A 17,686-nucleotide genomic window follows, 5' to 3' on the forward strand; every position below is an offset into this window, starting at 1 on the left:
GGATCCCGGTCGCTCGTTAGACTGCACCAGCAATGAGACGGACTGAGCGAGGAGCGCACGTGGGCCTTGTCGTGCAGAAGTACGGAGGCTCCTCCGTAGCCGATGCCGAGGGCATCAAGCGCGTCGCCAAGCGGATCGTGGATGCCAAGAAGAACGGCCACCAGGTGGTCGTCGTGGTTTCCGCGATGGGCGACACGACGGACGAGCTGATCGATCTCGCCGAGCAGGTATCCCCGATGCCGGCCGGACGCGAATTCGACATGCTGCTGACCGCCGGAGAGCGGATCTCCATGGCCCTGCTGGCCATGGCGATCAAAAACCTGGGCCACGAGGCCCAGTCGTTCACCGGTAGCCAGGCAGGCGTGATCACCGACTCGGTCCACAACAAGGCGCGCATCATCGATGTCACGCCGGGCCGTATCCGCACCGCGCTGGACGAGGGCAACATCGCCATCGTCGCCGGCTTCCAGGGCGTGTCCGCGGACTCCAAGGACATCACCACCCTCGGCCGGGGCGGCTCGGACACCACCGCCGTCGCGCTCGCCGCGGCGCTGGACGCCGAGGTCTGCGAGATCTACACCGATGTCGACGGCGTCTTCACCGCGGACCCCCGCGTCGTGAAGAAGGCCAGGAAGATCGACTGGATCTCCTCCGAGGACATGCTGGAGCTCGCGGCCTCCGGCTCCAAGGTGCTGCTGCACCGCTGCGTCGAGTACGCGCGCCGCTACAACATCCCGATCCACGTCCGTTCGTCCTTCTCCGGACTGCCGGGCACCTGGGTCAGCAACGAGAATCCGCAAGGGGACGCGAAGGTGGAGCACGCCATCATCTCCGGAGTCGCTCACGACGTCTCCGAAGCCAAGATCACGGTCGTCGGTGTCCCGGACAAGCCGGGCGAGGCCGCGGCGATCTTCCGTGCCATCGCGGACGCCGAGATCAACATCGACATGATCGTGCAGAACGTCTCGGCGGCCTCCACGGGCCTCACGGACATCTCCTTCACCCTGCCCAAGGCCGAGGGCCACAAGGCCATCGACGCCCTGGAGAAGGCGAAGGGCGCGATCGGCTTCGACTCCCTGCGCTACGACGACCAGATCGGCAAGATCTCCCTGGTCGGCGCGGGCATGAAGACGAACCCGGGCGTCACCGCCTCCTTCTTCCAGGCGCTGTCCGACGCGGGCGTGAACATCGAGCTGATCTCGACCTCCGAGATCCGCATCTCGGTCGTCACCCGCCAGGACGACGTCAACGAGGCCGTCCGTGCCGTGCACACGGCCTTCGGCCTCGACTCCGACAGTGACGAAGCAGTCGTCTACGGGGGCACCGGACGATGACCCGCACCCGGTCCTCCGGCCCGGCACTCGCCGTGGTCGGGGCGACCGGAGCAGTCGGTTCGATCCTGCTCCAGATGCTGTCCCAGCGGGCCGATGTCTGGGGTGAGATCCGCCTGATCGCCTCCGCGCGCTCGGCCGGCCGCATGCTGGCCGTCCGCGCCGAGGAGAGCGAGGTGATCGCCCTCACCGAGGACGCCTTCGACGGCCTCGGACCGGGCGATGTCGCCCTCTTCCTCACCCCGGCCGACGTCTCGGCCCGGTGGGCCCCGGTCGTCACCGCGCGCGGTGCGGTCGTGATCGACCTGTCCGCCGCGTTCCGGGAGGACCCCGAGGTCCCGCTCGTGGTCCCCGAGGTCAACGCGCACGCCGTACGGATCCGGCCGCGCGGGATCGTCGCCGGCCCGGACTGCGTGACCGCCACCATGATCGCGGCGCTGGGCGCGCTGCACTCCGAGTACTCCCTGTGCGACCTGGTCGTCTCCTCGTACCAGGCCGCGAGCGCCGCCGGCCGGGCCGGCTCCGAGACGCTGCGCCGCCAGCAGTCGCTGGTCGCCGGGACCTCCCTGGGCGAGCAGCCCGGGGACGTACGCCGTGCCGTGGGCGAGGACACCGGCCCCTTCGCGGCTCCGCTCGCCCTCAACGTCGTGCCCTGGTCCGGCGAGCTGCGCGAGGACGGCTGGTCCTCGCACGAGCTGGCGGTACGGGGGGAGACGCGCCGGATCCTGCAGCTGGAGCAGCTGCCGGTGTCGGTGACCTGTGTCCAGGTGCCGGTGCTGATCGGGCATTCGCTGACCGTGCGGGCCCGGTTCGAGCGCGAGGTGGAGGCCGTGCACGCCCGGGAGATCCTGGAAGCCGCGCCCGGCGTGGTGCTCGTGGACGACCCCGCGGCCGGGGAGTTCCCCACCCCCGTGGACGCCGCCGGGACGGATCCTGCCTGGGTGGGGCGGCTGCGGGCCTCGCTCGACGACCCTTACGCCCTGGAGTTCTTCGTGTGCGCGGACAATCTCCGCAAGGGTGCGGCGCTGAATGCCACACAGATCGCGGAACTGATCGCAGGTGAATTTGCGTAATTCGCTTTGTAGGATCGGTGCTGATCCCTTGATCAAGGTGATGGCCCGACTGCCGTCTCGATAAGACGGGGCAATCGGGAAGAGCGGGTACGCATGAGGGCAATAGGGATTGTGCTGATGAGGCTGCCTGGCGCGTACAACCCTGACGGGGGGACGCGTGTCCAACAGGCGTGGCAGAGGCACTGCTCGAACCAGCCGTCCGGCCGGCGCAGATCGGGATCATCCCGTCGCGCCGGGGTTCCCGCGTGCCCGGCGGCGGTTTCCCCGTGATCGTGCCCGTCCCGCCGACGGGGCCGGCAGAGGCGCCCGTACGGACTGCCGTACCGGTCCGGGGCAGCCTCGTGCCCGCGCCGCGCGACAGCGCTGAGGCGGACGGAGCGGCCAAGAGCGAGACGGCCGAGGTGGTGGCCGGTACCACCGTCGACCATCTCACCGCGACCTACCAGGCGCACTACCGCTCGCTCCTGGGCCTTGCCGCACTGCTCCTCGACGACATCGCCTCCTGCGAGGACGTGGTCCAGGAGGCCTTCATCCGGGTCCACTCGGCCCGCAACCGGGTCCGCGACCGGGAGAAGACCCTGGCGTACCTGCGCCAGACCGTCGTGAACCTCTCGCGGTCCGCCCTGCGCCGCCGCATCCTCGGCCTCAAGCTGCTCTCGAAGCCCATGCCGGACATGGCGAGCGCCGAAGAGGGCGCGTACGACCAGCTGGAGCGGGACGATCTGATCAAGGCAATGCGTGGACTGCAGCGCCGCCAGCGCGAGGTGCTGGTACTGCGCTACTTCGCGGACATGACGGAGGCCCAGGTCGCCGAGACGCTCGGCATATCGCTCGGCTCGGTGAAGGCGTACGGATCGCGGGGCATTGCCGCGCTGCGGGTGGCGATGGAGGCTGCGCAGTCATGATGGACGACCACACTCCGCCGGGCGGAGCGAGCGGTGAGGACGAGCTGCGGATCCTGCTGCGCGGGGCCGTCGAGGGCCTGCAGCCCTCCGCGGGCGCGCTGGCGCGACTGCGCGACGCCGTCCCCGCGCGCCGGACCCGCAACCGCCGGGCCGCCTTCGTCGGCGCCGCCGCGGCCGTACTGCTCGCAGGGACCGCGATCCCGGCCGCCGTGCACCTGTCCGGTGCCGGGGGCCCGGCCACGGACCACCCGGCCATGGCCGGACACGGCGAAGCCGCGGGTGACAAGCCCAGCGGGCTGGCCTCCGACCCCCATCTGAACGGATTCGGCGACCGGTCGAGGTCGCCGCACTCCCTCGGTGACGTCCCGGGCGTGGGCGGGGTCACCGGTCAGCCGAACGCCCCGGCGGGCGGTTCGCCGGCGGGCGGTCTGACGGCAGGCCCGTCAGGCGCCGGCACCTCCGCCGGATCCGGTGGTTCCGGCGGCTCGGCGGTGGGCTCGGGACCGCTGCCGCCGGTGGCGGCGCCGGGTGTGCCCGGGTGCGGCGCGGACCAGCTCGGGGTGGTGGGCTCGGCCCGGCCCCCGGAGACCGACGGCAGGGTGTACGGCAGCTTCCGGGTCGCCAACGTCTCGGCGCAGGCCTGCTCCGTCGGCGGCCAGGACACCGTGACGGCGGCCCCGGCGTCCGGCAGCGGGACCGGCTCGGGCTCCGCGGTCGCCGTGGTCGGCCACACGGCCGGCGATCCGGCGAGCGGGCTGCTGCCCGACCCCTCGGCGGCGGCCCAGGCGCTCGTGCTCCCGCCGAACACGGCCTACGAGGTCCGCTTCGCGTGGGTGCCGTCGGGCGAGAGCTGTACGCCCGCGAACCCGGACGGGGGCGGCAAGCCGCCCCAGACCGACTCCGCGGGCACCTCGGCTGGTGCGGGGACCGACGCGGCCTCCGACCCCGGGGCGGGTGGCGGCCCCGTGGCCCCGGCCGGCGTGGCCGTCTCGCACACCCCGCAGTCGGGGGCCGTGACCACGCAGACGACGATCGCCGAAGCCTGTGGCGGAACGGTGTACCGGACGGGCGCGATCCCGCTGGTCGAGTAGCCGACGGCCCAAGCCCAAAGCCCCAGGCCCAGTGCTAGGCCTGGGCCTGGGCGGCGGTTTCGAGCAAGCCCGCCTCGGCGTCGCGGATGGTCTCCACCTCGCGGCGGTAGAGCCGGAACCACATGAAGAGCACGAAGGCGACGAAGACGAACCACTCGCCGGTGTAGCCGAGGTTCTGGAAGGCCTTCAGGTCGAGCCCGGTGTTGGACGGCGCCTGCGCGGGCACCGGAACCATCCCGTCCGACGCGCTCTGCACGGTCAGCCAGGCGTCGTACAGGTCGTACGGGACGAGGTTGACCAGCGAGGCCGCCCCGATCACCCCGAGCTGCCCGGCCGGCAGCCCGCCCTGGGAGTGGACCCCCTTCGTGCCGGAGTTCTCCGAAGCCTGCAGGGCCCCGGTGACCTCGACCCGGCCGGTCGGCGGGGCCGGCGCCTTCGCGGGATCCGCCACCCCCGGCAGCCAGCCCCGGACGACCGGGACGGCCTTGCCGGAGTCGGTCTTCAGCAGCGTCAGCACGTAGAACCCGGACTCACCGTCGAGCCGCCGCTCGGGCACCAGCAGCTGGTCGCCGTACTCCCCGGCCGTTGCGGCCAGCTGTCCGGACGTCGTCCGGTCGACCGGAAGCAGCGAGTCCAGGGGCGCGGCCACCTGGTCGGCGGGCCGCTCGGCGCTCGCTTCCCGGTGGCTGTCGACGCGGTCCTCGAACCGGCCGAGCTGCCAGGACCCCATGAACAGGCAGAAGGGCACGGCGAGCGCGACGAAGACGTTGATCCCCCACCAGCGCGGGGTCAGGAGAAACCGGTGCACCCCACCACCGTACGGGGGGTGCACCGGTCGCCCTCCCGCAGGGTCAGCGCGGCAGGTGCTTCAGCGCGAACTCCAGCTCCATCCGGACCTGCTTGATCCGCTCCTCCACGACCAGCGAACCGTGCCCGGCGTCGTACCGGTACACCTCGTGCACCGCCCCGCGCGCGGCGAGCCGGTCCACGTAGTTGTCGATCTGGCGGATCGGGCAGCGCGGGTCGTTCACGCCCGCCGCGATGTGGACGGGCGCCTGCACCGCGTCCACGTACGTCAGCGGCGAGGACGCCTCGAAGCGGTCCGGGACCTCCTCCGGCGTACCGCCGAAGAGGGTGCGGTCCAGGGACTTCAGCGCCTCCATCTCGTCGTGGTAAGCCGTCACGTAGTCCGCGACCGGTACGGCGGCCAGGCCCACGGCCCAGGCGCCGGGCTGCGTGCCCAGGCCCAGCAGGGTCAGGTACCCGCCCCAAGAGCCGCCCGACAGCACCAGGCGCGCCGGGTCCGCGAGGCCGGAGGAGACCGCCCACTCCCGGACCGCCGCGATGTCCTCCAGCTCGATCAGCCCGACCCGGTGCTTGAGGGCGTCGGTCCACTCCCGGCCGTAGCCCGTCGAGCCGCGGTAGTTGACCCGCACGACGGCGAAGCCGTGGTCCAGCCACGCCGCGGGGGCCGATGCGAAGGAGTCGCTGTCGTGCCAGGTCGGCCCGCCGTGGATCTCGAAGATCGTCGGGAAGGGGCCCTCGCCGTGGCCCGCCGGCCGCTGCGCGAGCGCGTGGATCCGTCCGCCCGGCCCCTCGACCCACGCGTCCTCCACCGGCAGCGAGCCGGGCGCCCGGAAGCCGGGCGGGTCCAGGACGATCCCGCCCGCGGTGGACCGTACCGCCGAGGGCTCGGCGGCCGAGGACCACAGGTACTCCACCGTCCCGTCGGGCCGCGCGGTGGCCCCCGACACCGACCCCGGCGGCGTGTCCACCCGTACGAGCTCCCGCGCGGCCAGGTCGTAGCGCCACAGCTCGCTGCGCGCCTCGAAGCTGTGCGCGACCAGCAGCGCGCTGCCGTCCGGGTACCACTCGGCGCTGACGTCGCCCGGCAGGTCGATCGCGAGCTCCTGCTCGGCGCCGGTGGCCACGTCCCACACCATCGGCTCCCAGCGGCCGCGCCGCTGGTGGCCGACGAGCAGCCGGGTGTCGCCCACGACCGGAGCGAAGCCGAGGACCTCCAGGCCCAGCTCCGCCACCCCGCCCCGGGAGTCGTCCAGCTCGGCGACGGTGGTCCCGTCGAGGGTCAGGACGCGCAGGGCGGAGTGCATCGCGTCGCCGTGCTCGGTGTGCTCGACGGCCACGAGGCTCCCGTCGCGGGACAGGTCGCCGACGCCTGCCGACTCCCGGTGCCGGTAGATCACGGTGGGTGCGGAGCCGTCCGGGCGGACCACGTGGATGGTGGAGCCGTCCTCGTCGGTGGAGCGTCCGACGACGGCCGTCCCGTCGCGCCCGATGGCCAGCCCGGCGGGGTACGAGGGGTCCAGGCCCGGGGTGGCCGGCGTGTCGGGGCCGCCCGCGAAGGGCTGGCGCACCCAGGTGCCGAACTCGTCGCCGTCGGTGTCGGAGAACCACCAGATCCACTCGCCGTCGGGGGAGAGGGTGCCGTCGGTGGTGCCGTTGGGGCGGTCGGTGGCCTGCCGCTGCGCGCCGGTGGCGCGGTCCCAGGCGTAGAGCTCGAAGGTTCCGGTCGCGTTGGAGACGAAGAGCGAACGGTCCGGGGCGTCCTCGGCCCAGTCGGGGAGCCCGACGCGCGGCGCCCGGAACCGCTTCTCCCAGTCGGGCATGCCGGGGGTGATCTCACTGTCGCTGGTCATGCGCTCCATTGTGGCCGCAGCGCTCCCCCGGATGCCGACTGCTCCGAACGGGCGCACAGTGGAACGCGTCGGCCGTCCCGTCCGAGGAGGAACGATCATGGCCAAGAAGGCCCACACCGGCCACCACAGCCACCAGGACTCCGAGCGCGCGCAGGCGAAGAACACGGCAGCCGAGGCCCGTGCCAAGGCCGCGATCCGGGACATCCACAGCTCCGCCGCGAAGACCCGCGGCATGCAGCAGAAGGCCCAGGCCAAGCGCGGCTAGACCGATCTCGCGCCCGCCCGGGGCGGCGGGGCAGCAGCCCTTAGGCTGGCGTCATGCGGATGATCGTCCGGGGCGCCCGGCTGCTGCACACCCACGGCCTGTTCGACGTCGAGGTCGCGGAGGACGGCCGTATCGCGCGGGTGATCCCGTACGACGACCAGAAGGAACCACCGGCCACCGGGATCCTCATCGAGGCCCACGGCGGCCTGCTCACCGCCCCCTTCGTCGAGCCGCACATCCACCTGGACACGGCGCTGACCGCCGGCGAGCCGCGCCCCAACGCCTCCGGCACCCTCTGGGAGGGCATCGCCTGCTGGAGCGAGCGCAAACGGACCCTGACCCGCGAGGACGTCGTCGCGCGCGCCACCGAGGTGCTGCGCTGGCAGGCCGCCCACGGGGTCCTGCACGTGCGGACCCACTGCGACATCACCGACCCGGACCTCACCGCGCTCGAAGCGCTGCTGGAGGTGCGCGACCGGGTGCGGGACTTCATGACCCTGCAGATCGTGGCCTTCCCGCAGGAGGGCATCGTCTCCTTCCCCGGGGGCGAGGGCCTGCTGCGCGAGGCCGTCGCCCGCGGGGCCGACGTCGTCGGAGCGATCCCGCACTTCGAGGACACCCGCGAGGACGGCGTGGCCTCACTGCGTACGGCCTTCGAACTGGCCGAGGAACACGGCCTGCGGGTGGACGCGCACTGCGACGAGATCGACGACGAGCAGTCGCGCTTCGTGGAGGTACTGGCCGCGCTGGCCCTGCGCTCGGGGCTGCGCGAGCGCGCGACGGCCTCGCACACGACCGCCATGGGCTCCTACAACGGCGCGTACAGCTTCAAACTCCAGCGGCTGCTCGCCCGCTCCGGCATCAACCTCGTCTCCAACCCCTTCGCCAACCTGGGCCTCCAGGGCCGCTTCGACGCCTACCCCAAGCGACGCGGCCTCACCCAGGTCAAGGAGATGCTGGCCGCCGGGGTCAACGTCGCCTTCGGCCACGACGACGTGATGGACCCCTGGAACCCGCTGGGCACCGCCAACCCGCTGCAGACCGCCCTCGTGGGGCTGTACGCCGCCCACCTCACCGGCGCGGACGAAATCCCGCTGGCCTTCGAGATGGTGACGGAGCGTGCGGCGCGGGTGCTCGGCCTCGCGGGGACCGAGTACGGCATCACCGCCGGCGCACCCGCCTCCTTCGTGCTGCTCCCGGCCCCCTCGCCCGAAGAGGCGATCCGCCGCCAGGTCCGCCCGCGGTACGTCGTCTCGCGCGGAACCGTCCTCGCCGAGACCCCGCCCGCCCCCACCCGGCTGAACTGGCCGGGTGAGCCCCCCTCCGAGGTCGACTTCGGCCGCCGCCTACGCTGACGCCCCATGAAGACGTGGACGCTTGACACCGCATCGGCCCGCGCCGCTCACGAGATCGCCTCGGAGTACGCGGACACGACCCTCCTGAACCACTCGGTGCGCTCCTACGCCTTCGGGGCGCAGTACGCGGAGCAGCACGGGCTGACGTACGACGCCGAACTGTTCTACGTCAGCGCCCTGCTGCACGATCTGGGCCTGACCGCGCCCTTCGACAGCCACACGCTGCCCTTCGAGGAGGCGGGCGGCCATGTCGCGCGCGTCCTGACGGCGGGGCTGGGCTGGCCGGCGGCCCGCCGGGCGCGCGCCGAGGAGATCGTCGTCCTGCACATGCGGGACGACGTGAGCGCGGCCGAGGACGTGGAGAGCCACCTGCTGCAGGTCGGCACGAGCGCGGACGTCTCGGGCCTGCGCGTCACCGCCTTCGATCCGGCCTTCACCGCCGACCTGCTCGCCGCGTACCCGCGGGGCGACTTCGGCGCCGCGTTCCTCGCACTGGTCGAGGACCAGGCCGGGCGCAAGCCCGACTGCGCGGCCGCCGCGTACGTCGCCGGGGGCGCGGCCACCCGGATCGCGGCCAACCCGCTGGAACGGATGTAGGCGCACACGGGGGGCTTCGCTGCCGCAGCGGGTCACGCATATCGGTCACCGGGTCGGATAGCGTGCGCGCATGTCGTGGGACGAGGACGGAACGCCGCACCCGCTCGCACAGCGCCGCACCGGCCGCAGCGAACTGGAGCCGGACCGGCTGCCCGAGATGCGGGAGCTGGAGGTGCTCGGCTGGGAGCCGGCGCCCGAGGACCTGCGATGGGTGTTCCTCCCGTACGTCTGGCCCCCCGCGTCCCGGGCCTGGATCCCGGACCGCTCCACCCACTGGGCGGTGGACACCTCCCTCGACGGCCACGGCCACATCACCGGCGTGGAGTGCGCCCCGCTGGCCGAGCCCGACCTCCGGGACCTCGACCGGGAGGCCGACGAGGCCCTCGCGGAGCTCGGCCTTCCGCCCCGCCCGCGGGGACGCCTGTGGCTGCTGCGCCCCGTCGGCCCCTTCACCACGGTCGGCGCGTTCCTGGAACACCTCGACGCCCTGGCCGAGTCGCGCGCGGTGGAGCCCCGGCCCTCCGCGGCCTACCTCGCCCTGGCCCGGTCCGTACTCGCCGAGCTGTGAGGAAGCTCGGCCGCGCAGCACAGGGCCGTCCCGCGCTCGCGTGGCTACCCTTGGCTGGAGGGGGTACTGCCGGGAGGCGATCTCATGGGTCGGCGCCATCACTTCCACATCGACCACCACGGCCACTCGGTCAGCGCCACGGTCCAGACCGGGCACACCGCCGTCGTGGAGGTACTGATCGACGGCAAGGAGACCGGACACGCCACGACGTACGACGATCACCCGGTGACCGTCCACGTCGAGCTGCCGACGGACCCCCCGACCCGCGTCTCGGTCCGCGCAACCCCCGGCCCGGGCATCCCCCGCTGCATTTTCGAGGCCCCGGCCATCGAACCGCACATCATGTCCCCCCGCCCCTACTGAAGGACCCCCGAAACGCAGGAAGGGCCTGACCCGCGAAGCGGATCAAGCCCTTGACCTGGTCTTACGAAGTCGGGGTGGCGGGATTTGAACCCACGACCTCTTCGTCCCGAAGAACGTCCGCGCCGTGTCTCGACCTACCGTGATAGGCATGTGCGCAGGTCAGAGCGTCGGTCGGTGTCGGTTTGGAGAGGTTCCTGGAGTCGTTGTTGGCACGCTTTTCTCCCCAGCTTCTCCCAGCGCATCGTGTTCACGACTTGCCGTCAAAGGCTGGCGTATGCGTCAAGGGTGACTCCCACCCAGTAGGAGTGTGCCCACACACCCCTACGGCCGTAGGGGGCTCCTCTGAGGGGCGGATCGTCCCAACCGGCCCCGCCGACGTTCCAAGGCTCGGCTCGGGAACAGGGGCGGCTTCGCCTCCCTCCAGTTCACACGACTCGCGGCTTGGAGCCTCATCTGCTGGAACGCCTCCCCGCGCCCGATGGCTGTGGTGGTGGGTCCCGCCACGATGGCTATGCCTCTTCCACCAGCAGCCGCACGTTGATCGTGGGATTGCCGGCCTGCGCGAGCGGGAAGGCTGTTCCGATCTCCTCAGCGTGCCCGGGCACGTCGATACGGACGGACAGCGTCCGGTCGAGAAGCTGCTCCCGCGTCATCCTGAAGTCGATGTTGACGATGCCGTGCTCCACGCAATTCGCGCAGCCTGGCGGATTAATCGGTTGGAAGAAGAAGCGCTTCGCGACCGTCTCGCCGTCGGCGAGCAGGTTGACGACGAACGACCCGGGAATGTTGAGCCGGTGGATCCCCTTCACCCGCACCGAGACGGGGCTGGCGCTCCGGAACGCAAAGGTGCGGGCGGCGTCGATGTGGCCGGACAGATTCTCCAACGGGCCCTCCACGGGGCTGAGGAGTTCCAGTCGATCGTAGGAGGCTTCGGTTTCAATCGTTTGGTCGGCGGTCGTGCTGTACGGAGGCAGTGCGTTGAACGGCGTCGTCAGCCAGTCGGTGTTCTCCCCCAGGGTGGATCGGAAGCCGGTCAGCGTGGTCGCGGAGGCTCGTGTCTGCCAGCTCAGCCAGAGGCGGTCGAGGTTGCAGTGGAAGAACCAGAACACCGGGTCGTAGGAGGCGACTTCAGGTGTGCCCATCGTCGGTCCGATCGATCCGTGGCCACTGTCGTGGGCCTGGATCGAGAAGTCTTGGTAGCCGTTGACGTTGAACGCGCCCCACAGCGACTGGGCCAACGACGTGGCGATGTCCTCCAGGACCTCGAATTCCGTCACGTTCTGTGCAATGTCGGCGACCGGGAAGCGTTGGGTGGTGTACGGGAAGAATCCGGTCACAGGCGGCGTCACGGCGGCGCCGGGGTCGGCCGGGAGAACGTATTCATCGAACGGCGGCTGCTGCAGCCGCTCCGGTAGCGCCGTCGAGATGTCCCAGTAGGGAATCGTCACCTCCTCGCAGCCTGGGACGGAGCGCAGGGCATCTTCGAACACGCGCAGGTACTCGCGATGCCAGGGGTTGTAGCGGTCTTGGTGGTGCAAGCACCAACTGTTCGGTAGGCCGTGGTGCCCGGCCAGGGCGAAGTAGCTGTCCGGAGCTTCGGGGTCGCGGTCCATGAGGCCCCTGAACGCTGTCGTCAAGAGGTCGAATTCGGCATCGCTCAACGTCGTTACGTCTTTGCGCAGCCGGGTCGGGGCCTGCCCGTTCGTCGGTGGCTCTGCGGGCGTGGCTGTACCGAGGGGGAATCCGTTGACGATCCAGTTGCGGAACGTCTGCGAGCGTGCGGCGCTCCACTTCCCCTCCGCGTCCGGGGGCATCAGTGAGTTCGGCGGAGCGGTCTGTGCGTGCACCGAGAGCGCGTTGCTCTTCAGTCCGTCGTAGGTGCCGAGTTCGATCCCCTTGGCGGCCATGTGTGCCACGTCTTTGGGTCGGAAAAGGAATCGAATATCCGCCAGATAGGTCGGTGCTGCGATGACTTGTTCAGCCATCGGGCTGTTCTCGGTCGGGGTCATGATTCCTCCGCTGGGCTCCGAACGCATTATGGACGAAGGGGTGTAGTAGTCGCCGAGAAGTATGCGATACACCAGGGCGTATCTGAATGATCGACACGGGCGATCCAGTCGGAGATGTGCCAGCCAACCGACAGACAGGCTGGTCACAGTGGGGGAACTGCCCACAGGAAGACCCAAATAATTGCCGTACGCGCGCCTGGGAGTTGGTTACCTAAGTCAATTGTTGAAAGGTGCTTCTGTTTAGGCGAATTGACTCGACTGGCCATTCCTCTCGAAAGTCACCGGGAAGTATCGTTTCTCCGTTCATTCAGACCGCAAGGCCCGAATCCCCCAGCCCGTAGCAGGGGAAGTCAGGTTTATCTGTGGAGATGCGCCGTGTCAGCGGCGGCGCAAACCGGTCCAGCCATTCCCGGATGCCCCGATGCCGTGCACCAGGCGACGGCCGCACGGCGGCTGGCTGGTCGAGCCGGGCTGAGGCGGCCCGGCACCCGTTCTCGTGAACTTGCCGCGCACGCCTGGGCGTGTCCGCAGATGCGTCCTCAGGCCACGCAGATGCCTGCATAGGCTCCCCGGCATGGACATCGTGATCCCGCTCTTCAGGCTCTTCGAGCCGCTCGACGCCATCGGCCCGTACGAGCTCCTGGCGAACGTCCCCGACGCCCGGGTGCGCTTCGTCGCGCCCGAACCGGGGCGGATCGACGACGTGCTGGGCGCCATGCGGGTGGACGTGCCCACCCGGTACACGGAGGTCGAGTCCTGTGACGTGCTGCTCGTCCCGGGCGGTGCGGGGGCGCGACTGATGCTGAACAACACGGAGTTCATCGACTGGGTGCGCCGGATTCACGAGACGACCCGCTTCACCACCTCGGTCTGTACCGGCGCGCTCATCCTCGGGGCAGCGGGGCTGCTCAACGGGCAGACCGCGACCACCCACTGGATGGCGATGGACGACCTGGAGACGTTCGGCGCCACCTACACCGCGGAACGGGTCGTCCGGCACGACAAGATCATCACCTCGGCCGGGATCTCCGCCGGTATCGACCTGGCCCTGGGGCTGTGCGCGTTGCTGAGCGACGAACTCACCGCCCGGGCCATTCAGCTTTTCACCGAGTACGACCCCCAGCCGCCGTACGACAGCGGCTCCCTGGCCACGGCGACGCCCGAGGTCGTGGCCAGGGCCCGGGAGCTCGCCAGCGGCGGCTGAGCCCGCTCAGCCCCAGCGTGCGCGCGGCAGCCCAGTTTTGGCCATCAGCTCCCACCTTGTAGTACCCCGCGTGCCGGCCCCTCCACAGGGAGTCCGCATCATGAGTTCGCCGAGTTTCTTCACCCAGGCCGGGAACTTCGCCAGCCCGGTGGCAGGCGGAGTCGACCCGCGTACCGGCCAGTTCACTGCCCGGATCACACTGGCCACGTGGTCGGCAACCGCAACCTGGGCCCGCTCTACCTCTGGAGCTGAGCTACTCGCGGGGCCGCTGGCTTTCAGGGGAGCTCTGGAGCGGATCGTATGACCAACCGGATCCCGGACTACAGCGGTGTCGAAGTGGGTGCCCGCAACGCTGATGGCGATTCTTTAAAACGGCTGGCGGTGAACTAAGGCGCCGAGACAGGCCGTGTCAAATCCCGCAGGCCGGGGGCTTCGGCGAGTTGGGCCGGTCGCTGAGCGAGCCAGCCGGACACACGCGGGCCACCTTCACTGCCCCGCCCTCGGTGACAGTGCGGACGTGGACGAAGCCGTGCCGCAGGTAGTACCGCTGCAGGACGTGGTTCGTTGTCCAAGCATCGAGCCGGAGCCATGCGGCACCCGAGCGATAGGCCCGGTCCCCTGCCCAGTCGAGCAGTCGGCCGCCGAGATCCTGGCCCGCGTGCGTTCGCGCCACGGTCAGCTTGTTTACGAACATCGACGGCTCAGCTGGCTCGCCATCGGACCAGAGTCCATCCTCGGCCTCAGGAGTGAGGGTGATGGTGGCAGCCGTCGCAGTACCGTCCCGCACGATGAAGACGACACCCGACTCAATGGTGGCCAACAGCTTGTCTGCTGGGTACGGGCGGCGCCACTGGTCAGTACCAAGAGCAGCCAGCCACGATGCCGCCTCGTCCCTGAAAGCCAGCAGTTTGCCGAGATCCTTGGAGGTCGCGGTCTCCACGATCACTGCGGTTCATCCTCCTGGCGGCCGTCCAGCGTGCCGATCTCGTAGTTCATGCGGTTCAGGTCGCCGCGGAACGTGGTGATCGTGCACCGGATTGGCTTCTCGTCGGAGTAGCCCGTACGAGTCCAGAGAAGCACCGGAACGCCGGCCCCGATGTCCAACAGCCTGGCTTCGTCCGGTGTGGGCATCCGCGCGGCGATCTCATCGAAATACCCGACCTGTTCAGCGGGCATTCTGCCGCCAACGGGGCGGCCAGCCGCCCCGGCGCCAAGCTGGCCGACGTGGCGCGCGTCGCCGGAGTCTCCACCGGCACGGTCTCGAACGTGCTCAACCGCCCTGCCGCGGTCGCCGAGACAACGCGGGCCGCAGTCGAGAAGGCCATGGCCGACCTCGGGTTCATCCGGTCCTGGTCGTCGAGTGAGAACGCGGCGCACTGGCGGCGGAATGGCTTCGCCACCTGGTTGTTCCAGCCTGCAGCGACAGGGTGGTATCCGAAGAAGTCACCGCAGGAGGCCCGTCCGGTGCCGCTCCGGGCGGAACCCTGGCCGGGTGTCCCTGCTCGCGGCCGGGGTGCAGCGGCCCGCGCGGAGGCATCGTGGGTGCCGATCGCGCGCGGGCTCACGCCGCACGGGCTGCGGCACAGCCACAAGACGATGATGGACGAGCTGCGGACGCCGCCGAAGCTGAAGGACGAGCGGATGGGGCACGAGGACGGTTCGGTTCAGGCGCGGTACTCCCACATCACGCCGGAGATGCGCCGCGAACTCCTGGCCGGCCTGACCGGCATGTGGGAGGAGTCGCTCGACGCGCGCCGGCGGATGGCTCCCCGGGTCGCCCGTGGCCGTCCTCGATGCGCTGCTGAGGGGCCGCCCGTAGGAGCGAGTGGGGAGCCGTTTCGGCGGAGATTTCTCCCAGGATTCTCCCGAGACGGTGGGGAGAAACAAGTAGAGCCGGTGTCTTTTGCAAGACACCGGCTCTGACCTGGTACTACAGCGTCGGGGTGGCGGGATTTGAACCCACGACCTCTTCGTCCCGAACGAAGCGCGCTGCCAAGCTGCGCTACACCCCGATCGCCGCCTTGCAGCGCTTGCTGCCCTGGCGACATCGATTACTTTAGCGGACCTCTCGCCGGAGACGAAATCCGGTTTCCGCGGGGTGGTCGCGGGGCCAGGGGGGACCGCGGGCGGTAGCGGTCCGCCGCGACCAGGGCGAGGCCGAGGGCGAAGAAGGCGAGGCCCAGGACCAGGGCGTTCACGGCAACGCGGGCGTAGCCGTACTGGGCCACGTCGACGAAGGGGTACGGGTAGCGCCGGGCGGTGCCCGGGGCGAGCAGGGCGCCGCGGATCAGCGCGAAGGTCACGTACGCCAGCGGGTACGCGAGCCACTGCGCGGCGTGGCGCGGGCGCAGGGTGCGCGGGGGCGTCAGGAGGAGGAAGTCCAGGAGGACGCCGAGCGGGGTGACCGTGTGGAGGAGCTGGTTGGCCACGGCCCTGGCACCGGTCAGCCGGTCCAGCTCCGGGACCACGTTGAAGGGGCTCGACGGGTTGGCGAGGACCAGGTGGAACACGAGCCCGGTGATCAGGATGAAGAGCAGCACCCCGCCCCGGTAGAGGGGAGCGAGGTCCGGCCGGCGCTGCCGGGCGCGCGCCGCGGACAGCCCGAGGACGACCGCGACCAGGATGTTCGTCCAGATCGTGAAGTAGCTCAGGACGACGGGCACGCTCCCGTACCCGCAGTCGATGACCAGCCCCACCACGGCCGCGGCCGAGATCAGGGCGCGGAAGACCACCGGGACGAGGCGCGCCGGTGGGGTCATCCCGGCAGTGCCTTACGCCTTGGGGGTCAGCGTCAGGAGCGTCGCCTCCGGCGGGCAGGCGAAGCGGACCGGGGTGAACCGGTTCGTGCCGCAGCCGGCCGAGACGTGCAGGTACGCGCGGTTGCCGCCCGCCTCGTGCGTGGAGAGCCCCTTCACCCGCTTCGTGTCCAGGTCGCAGTTGGTGACGAGCGCCCCGTAGAAGGGGATGCACAGCTGCCCGCCGTGGGTGTGGCCCGCGAGGATCAGCGGGTACCGGTCGGCGGTGAAGGACTCCAGGACGCGCAGGTACGGGGCGTGCACCACGGCCATCGAGAAGTCGGCGTCCGCCTCCGGGCCGCCGGCGACCTTCGCGTAGCGGTCCCGCTTGATGTGCGGGTCGTCGAGCCCGGTGAAGGCCAGCTCCAGGCCGTCCAGCTTCAGCCGAGCCCGGGTGTTGGTGAGGTTCAGCCAGCCGGCCGCGTCGAAGGCGTCCCGCATCTCCTCCCACGGGTTGTGGACGGCGCCGACGACCGGCTTGTTGCCGTTCAGCCCGTGCCGGCCCTGGGTCTTCTCGATCAGGTAGCGCCCGGGGTTGCGCAGCCGCGGCCCGTAGTAGTCGTTCGACCCGAAGACGTACACGCCCGGGAAGTTCATCAGGGGGCCCAGGGAGTCGAGCAGCTCGGGGATGCCCTCGGTGTCCGAGAGGTTGTCGCCGGTGTTCACGACGAAGTCGGGGCGCAGGCCGGCCAGGGACTGCAGCCAGGCGCGTTTCTTGCGCTGCCCGCCGACCATGTGGATGTCGGACACCTGGAGCACGCGCAGCGGGCGCATCCCCCGGGGAAGGACAGGCACCGTGACCCGGCGCAGGCGGAAGGACCGCGCCTCGAAACCGGCGGCATAGGCCACACCCGCGGCCCCCACCGCAGCGATTCCCGCAGCCGCCTTCAGGGGTACTCCGTAACGCGCACGCATGGACCCATCGTCGCAGACCGGGAAAACAGGTGAGCGCCACTCGCCCCGCACCTGGCAGACTCACATCCATGACCACGCTCAAGGCCAAGCTCCAGGAAGACCTCACGACCGCCATCAGGGCGCGCGACGAGCTGCACTCGTCCACGCTGCGCCTGACCCTTTCCGCCATCACCAAGGAGGAGGTCGCGGGCAAGGAGGCACGTGTGCTCTCCGACGAGGAAGTCCTCAAGGTGATCGCCAAGGAGGCGAAGAAGCGCCGTGAGGCGGCGGAGGCCTTCGCCCAGGGCGGCCGTCCCGAGCAGGCCGCGCGGGAGACCGCGGAGGGCGAGTTCCTCGACACGTACCTGCCCAAGCAGCTCAGCGACGACGAGCTCGTCGCGATCGTGGCGCAGGCCGTCGCGGAGGCCAAGGCGGCGGGTGCCGAGGGGCCGCGGGCCATGGGCGCCGTCATGAAGATCGTGAACCCGAAGGTCGCCGGGCTGGCGGAGGGCGGGCGTGTCGCCGCCGTCGTCAGGCAGCAGCTCGCGTAGGACCGCAGGGCGAGCAGGAGTACGGACA

The 17,686-nt window shown here is 70.6% G+C and carries 16 protein-coding genes, 1 tRNA gene and 3 pseudogenes; 12 read left to right on the forward strand and 8 right to left on the reverse strand.

Going from position 1 to position 17,686, the window contains the following annotated elements:
* The first annotated feature begins 59 nt into the window (after positions 1-59).
* The 4 genes from ACGFZK_RS17245 (at position 60) to ACGFZK_RS17260 (ending at position 4,400) form a co-directional block, all read left to right on the forward strand.
* The gene (locus tag ACGFZK_RS17245) at positions 60-1,334 is read left to right on the forward strand and encodes an aspartate kinase (RefSeq protein ID WP_393849698.1); all 1,275 of its coding nucleotides are present in this window, start codon (positions 60-62) and stop codon (positions 1,332-1,334) included.
* Positions 1,331-2,404 carry an aspartate-semialdehyde dehydrogenase gene (locus ACGFZK_RS17250; protein WP_393849699.1) on the forward strand — a complete coding sequence of 358 codons (1,074 nt, stop codon included), beginning with the start codon at positions 1,331-1,333 and terminating at the stop codon, positions 2,402-2,404. Before ACGFZK_RS17245 ends, ACGFZK_RS17250 begins: the two co-directional genes overlap by 4 nt.
* Positions 2,405-2,574: 170 nt before the next feature.
* Positions 2,575-3,309 (forward strand): SigE family RNA polymerase sigma factor, encoded by a 735-nt coding sequence (locus ACGFZK_RS17255; RefSeq protein WP_393849700.1) that lies wholly within the window; start codon positions 2,575-2,577, stop codon positions 3,307-3,309.
* Positions 3,306-4,400: a hypothetical protein gene (locus ACGFZK_RS17260; RefSeq protein WP_393849701.1), complete on the forward strand. Its 1,095-nt coding sequence runs from the start codon at positions 3,306-3,308 to the stop codon at positions 4,398-4,400. Before ACGFZK_RS17255 ends, ACGFZK_RS17260 begins: the two co-directional genes overlap by 4 nt.
* A 34-nt stretch (positions 4,401-4,434) precedes the next feature.
* On the opposite strand, the gene ACGFZK_RS17265 is transcribed toward ACGFZK_RS17260, so the two are convergent.
* Both ACGFZK_RS17265 and ACGFZK_RS17270 read right to left on the reverse strand, forming a co-directional pair.
* A complete protein-coding gene (locus ACGFZK_RS17265) occupies positions 4,435-5,208 on the reverse strand; it encodes an SURF1 family protein (RefSeq protein WP_393849702.1) in 774 nt (257 codons plus the stop codon).
* 43 nt (positions 5,209-5,251) lie between these two features.
* Positions 5,252-7,057: a prolyl oligopeptidase family serine peptidase gene (locus ACGFZK_RS17270; protein WP_393849703.1), complete on the reverse strand. Its 1,806-nt coding sequence runs from the start codon at positions 7,055-7,057 to the stop codon at positions 5,252-5,254.
* Positions 7,058-7,154: 97 nt separating this feature from the next.
* On the opposite strand from ACGFZK_RS17270, the gene ACGFZK_RS17275 reads away from it, so the two are divergent.
* The 5 genes from ACGFZK_RS17275 to ACGFZK_RS17295 all read left to right on the forward strand — a co-directional run bounded on the left by ACGFZK_RS17275 (position 7,155) and on the right by ACGFZK_RS17295 (position 10,205).
* The gene (locus ACGFZK_RS17275; protein ID WP_393849704.1) at positions 7,155-7,322 is read left to right on the forward strand and encodes a hypothetical protein; all 168 of its coding nucleotides are present in this window, start codon (positions 7,155-7,157) and stop codon (positions 7,320-7,322) included.
* Positions 7,323-7,375: 53 nt separating this feature from the next.
* On the forward strand, positions 7,376-8,677 hold the full coding sequence (codA, locus tag ACGFZK_RS17280) for a cytosine deaminase (RefSeq protein WP_393849705.1): 1,302 nt from the start codon (positions 7,376-7,378) through the stop codon (positions 8,675-8,677).
* 6 nt (positions 8,678-8,683) lie between these two features.
* Complete coding sequence (locus ACGFZK_RS17285) at positions 8,684-9,274, forward strand: HD domain-containing protein (RefSeq protein WP_393849706.1); 591 nt, start codon at positions 8,684-8,686, stop codon at positions 9,272-9,274.
* Between the two features lie 70 nt (positions 9,275-9,344).
* A complete protein-coding gene (locus ACGFZK_RS17290) occupies positions 9,345-9,842 on the forward strand; it encodes a DUF5956 family protein (protein WP_393849707.1) in 498 nt (165 codons plus the stop codon).
* A gap of 84 nt (positions 9,843-9,926) precedes the next feature.
* Positions 9,927-10,205 (forward strand): hypothetical protein, encoded by a 279-nt coding sequence (locus tag ACGFZK_RS17295; protein WP_393849708.1) that lies wholly within the window; start codon positions 9,927-9,929, stop codon positions 10,203-10,205.
* Between the two features lie 509 nt (positions 10,206-10,714).
* Here the strand turns inward: ACGFZK_RS17295 and ACGFZK_RS17300 are convergent.
* A complete protein-coding gene (locus tag ACGFZK_RS17300; protein ID WP_393849709.1) occupies positions 10,715-12,214 on the reverse strand; it encodes a tyrosinase family protein in 1,500 nt (499 codons plus the stop codon).
* Positions 12,215-12,788: 574 nt separating this feature from the next.
* Here ACGFZK_RS17300 and ACGFZK_RS17305 point away from each other — a divergent pair.
* A complete protein-coding gene (locus ACGFZK_RS17305) occupies positions 12,789-13,418 on the forward strand; it encodes a DJ-1/PfpI family protein (RefSeq protein WP_393849710.1) in 630 nt (209 codons plus the stop codon).
* A gap of 386 nt (positions 13,419-13,804) precedes the next feature.
* Here ACGFZK_RS17305 and ACGFZK_RS17310 read toward each other — a convergent pair.
* Positions 13,805-14,364, reverse strand: a pseudogene (locus tag ACGFZK_RS17310) (GNAT family N-acetyltransferase).
* A pseudogene (locus tag ACGFZK_RS17315) lies at positions 14,361-14,585 on the reverse strand (UTRA domain-containing protein); the annotation flags it as partial. The pseudogenes ACGFZK_RS17315 and ACGFZK_RS17310, both read right to left, overlap by 4 nt.
* Between ACGFZK_RS17315 and ACGFZK_RS17320 the strand changes: the two are divergent.
* Positions 14,580-15,237, forward strand: a pseudogene (locus ACGFZK_RS17320) (LacI family DNA-binding transcriptional regulator); the annotation flags it as partial. The pseudogenes ACGFZK_RS17315 and ACGFZK_RS17320 sit on opposite strands and share 6 nt — an antisense overlap.
* A gap of 119 nt (positions 15,238-15,356) precedes the next feature.
* Here the strand turns inward: ACGFZK_RS17320 and ACGFZK_RS17325 are convergent.
* From ACGFZK_RS17325 to ACGFZK_RS17335, 3 genes are all read right to left on the reverse strand, one after another.
* A tRNA-Pro gene (locus tag ACGFZK_RS17325) sits at positions 15,357-15,430 on the reverse strand.
* 39 nt (positions 15,431-15,469) lie between these two features.
* The gene (locus ACGFZK_RS17330) at positions 15,470-16,177 is read right to left on the reverse strand and encodes a Pr6Pr family membrane protein (protein ID WP_393849711.1); all 708 of its coding nucleotides are present in this window, start codon (positions 16,175-16,177) and stop codon (positions 15,470-15,472) included.
* Positions 16,178-16,189: 12 nt separating this feature from the next.
* Positions 16,190-17,128, reverse strand: coding sequence for a metallophosphoesterase (locus ACGFZK_RS17335; protein ID WP_393849712.1), 939 nt, complete (start codon positions 17,126-17,128; stop codon positions 16,190-16,192).
* Between the two features lie 68 nt (positions 17,129-17,196).
* Here ACGFZK_RS17335 and ACGFZK_RS17340 point away from each other — a divergent pair, with 68 nt between their 5' ends.
* Positions 17,197-17,658: a GatB/YqeY domain-containing protein gene (locus ACGFZK_RS17340; RefSeq protein ID WP_393849713.1), complete on the forward strand. Its 462-nt coding sequence runs from the start codon at positions 17,197-17,199 to the stop codon at positions 17,656-17,658.
* Positions 17,659-17,686 lie beyond the last annotated feature (28 nt).

Origin of the sequence: Streptomyces sp. NPDC048257 (genome assembly GCF_043201855.1) — a bacterium.
Classification (GTDB): domain Bacteria; phylum Actinomycetota; class Actinomycetes; order Streptomycetales; family Streptomycetaceae; genus Streptomyces.

Excerpts from the sequence above, each read along its gene's own strand:
- ACGFZK_RS17300 (WP_393849709.1), bottom strand. The coding sequence starts at position 12,214 with ATGACCCCGACCGAGAACAGCCCGATGGCTGAACAAGTCATCGCAGCA.
- codA (WP_393849705.1), top strand. The coding sequence starts at position 7,376 with ATGCGGATGATCGTCCGGGGCGCCCGGCTGCTGCACACCCACGGCCTG.
- ACGFZK_RS17285 (WP_393849706.1), top strand. The coding sequence starts at position 8,684 with ATGAAGACGTGGACGCTTGACACCGCATCGGCCCGCGCCGCTCACGAG.
- ACGFZK_RS17340 (WP_393849713.1), top strand. The coding sequence starts at position 17,197 with ATGACCACGCTCAAGGCCAAGCTCCAGGAAGACCTCACGACCGCCATC.
- ACGFZK_RS17335 (WP_393849712.1), bottom strand. The coding sequence starts at position 17,128 with ATGCGTGCGCGTTACGGAGTACCCCTGAAGGCGGCTGCGGGAATCGCT.
- ACGFZK_RS17275 (WP_393849704.1), top strand. The coding sequence starts at position 7,155 with ATGGCCAAGAAGGCCCACACCGGCCACCACAGCCACCAGGACTCCGAG.
- ACGFZK_RS17305 (WP_393849710.1), top strand. The coding sequence starts at position 12,789 with ATGGACATCGTGATCCCGCTCTTCAGGCTCTTCGAGCCGCTCGACGCC.
- ACGFZK_RS17270 (WP_393849703.1), bottom strand. The coding sequence starts at position 7,057 with ATGACCAGCGACAGTGAGATCACCCCCGGCATGCCCGACTGGGAGAAG.
- ACGFZK_RS17295 (WP_393849708.1), top strand. The coding sequence starts at position 9,927 with ATGGGTCGGCGCCATCACTTCCACATCGACCACCACGGCCACTCGGTC.
- ACGFZK_RS17250 (WP_393849699.1), top strand. The coding sequence starts at position 1,331 with ATGACCCGCACCCGGTCCTCCGGCCCGGCACTCGCCGTGGTCGGGGCG.
- ACGFZK_RS17260 (WP_393849701.1), top strand. The coding sequence starts at position 3,306 with ATGATGGACGACCACACTCCGCCGGGCGGAGCGAGCGGTGAGGACGAG.
- ACGFZK_RS17330 (WP_393849711.1), bottom strand. The coding sequence starts at position 16,177 with ATGACCCCACCGGCGCGCCTCGTCCCGGTGGTCTTCCGCGCCCTGATC.
- ACGFZK_RS17290 (WP_393849707.1), top strand. The coding sequence starts at position 9,345 with ATGTCGTGGGACGAGGACGGAACGCCGCACCCGCTCGCACAGCGCCGC.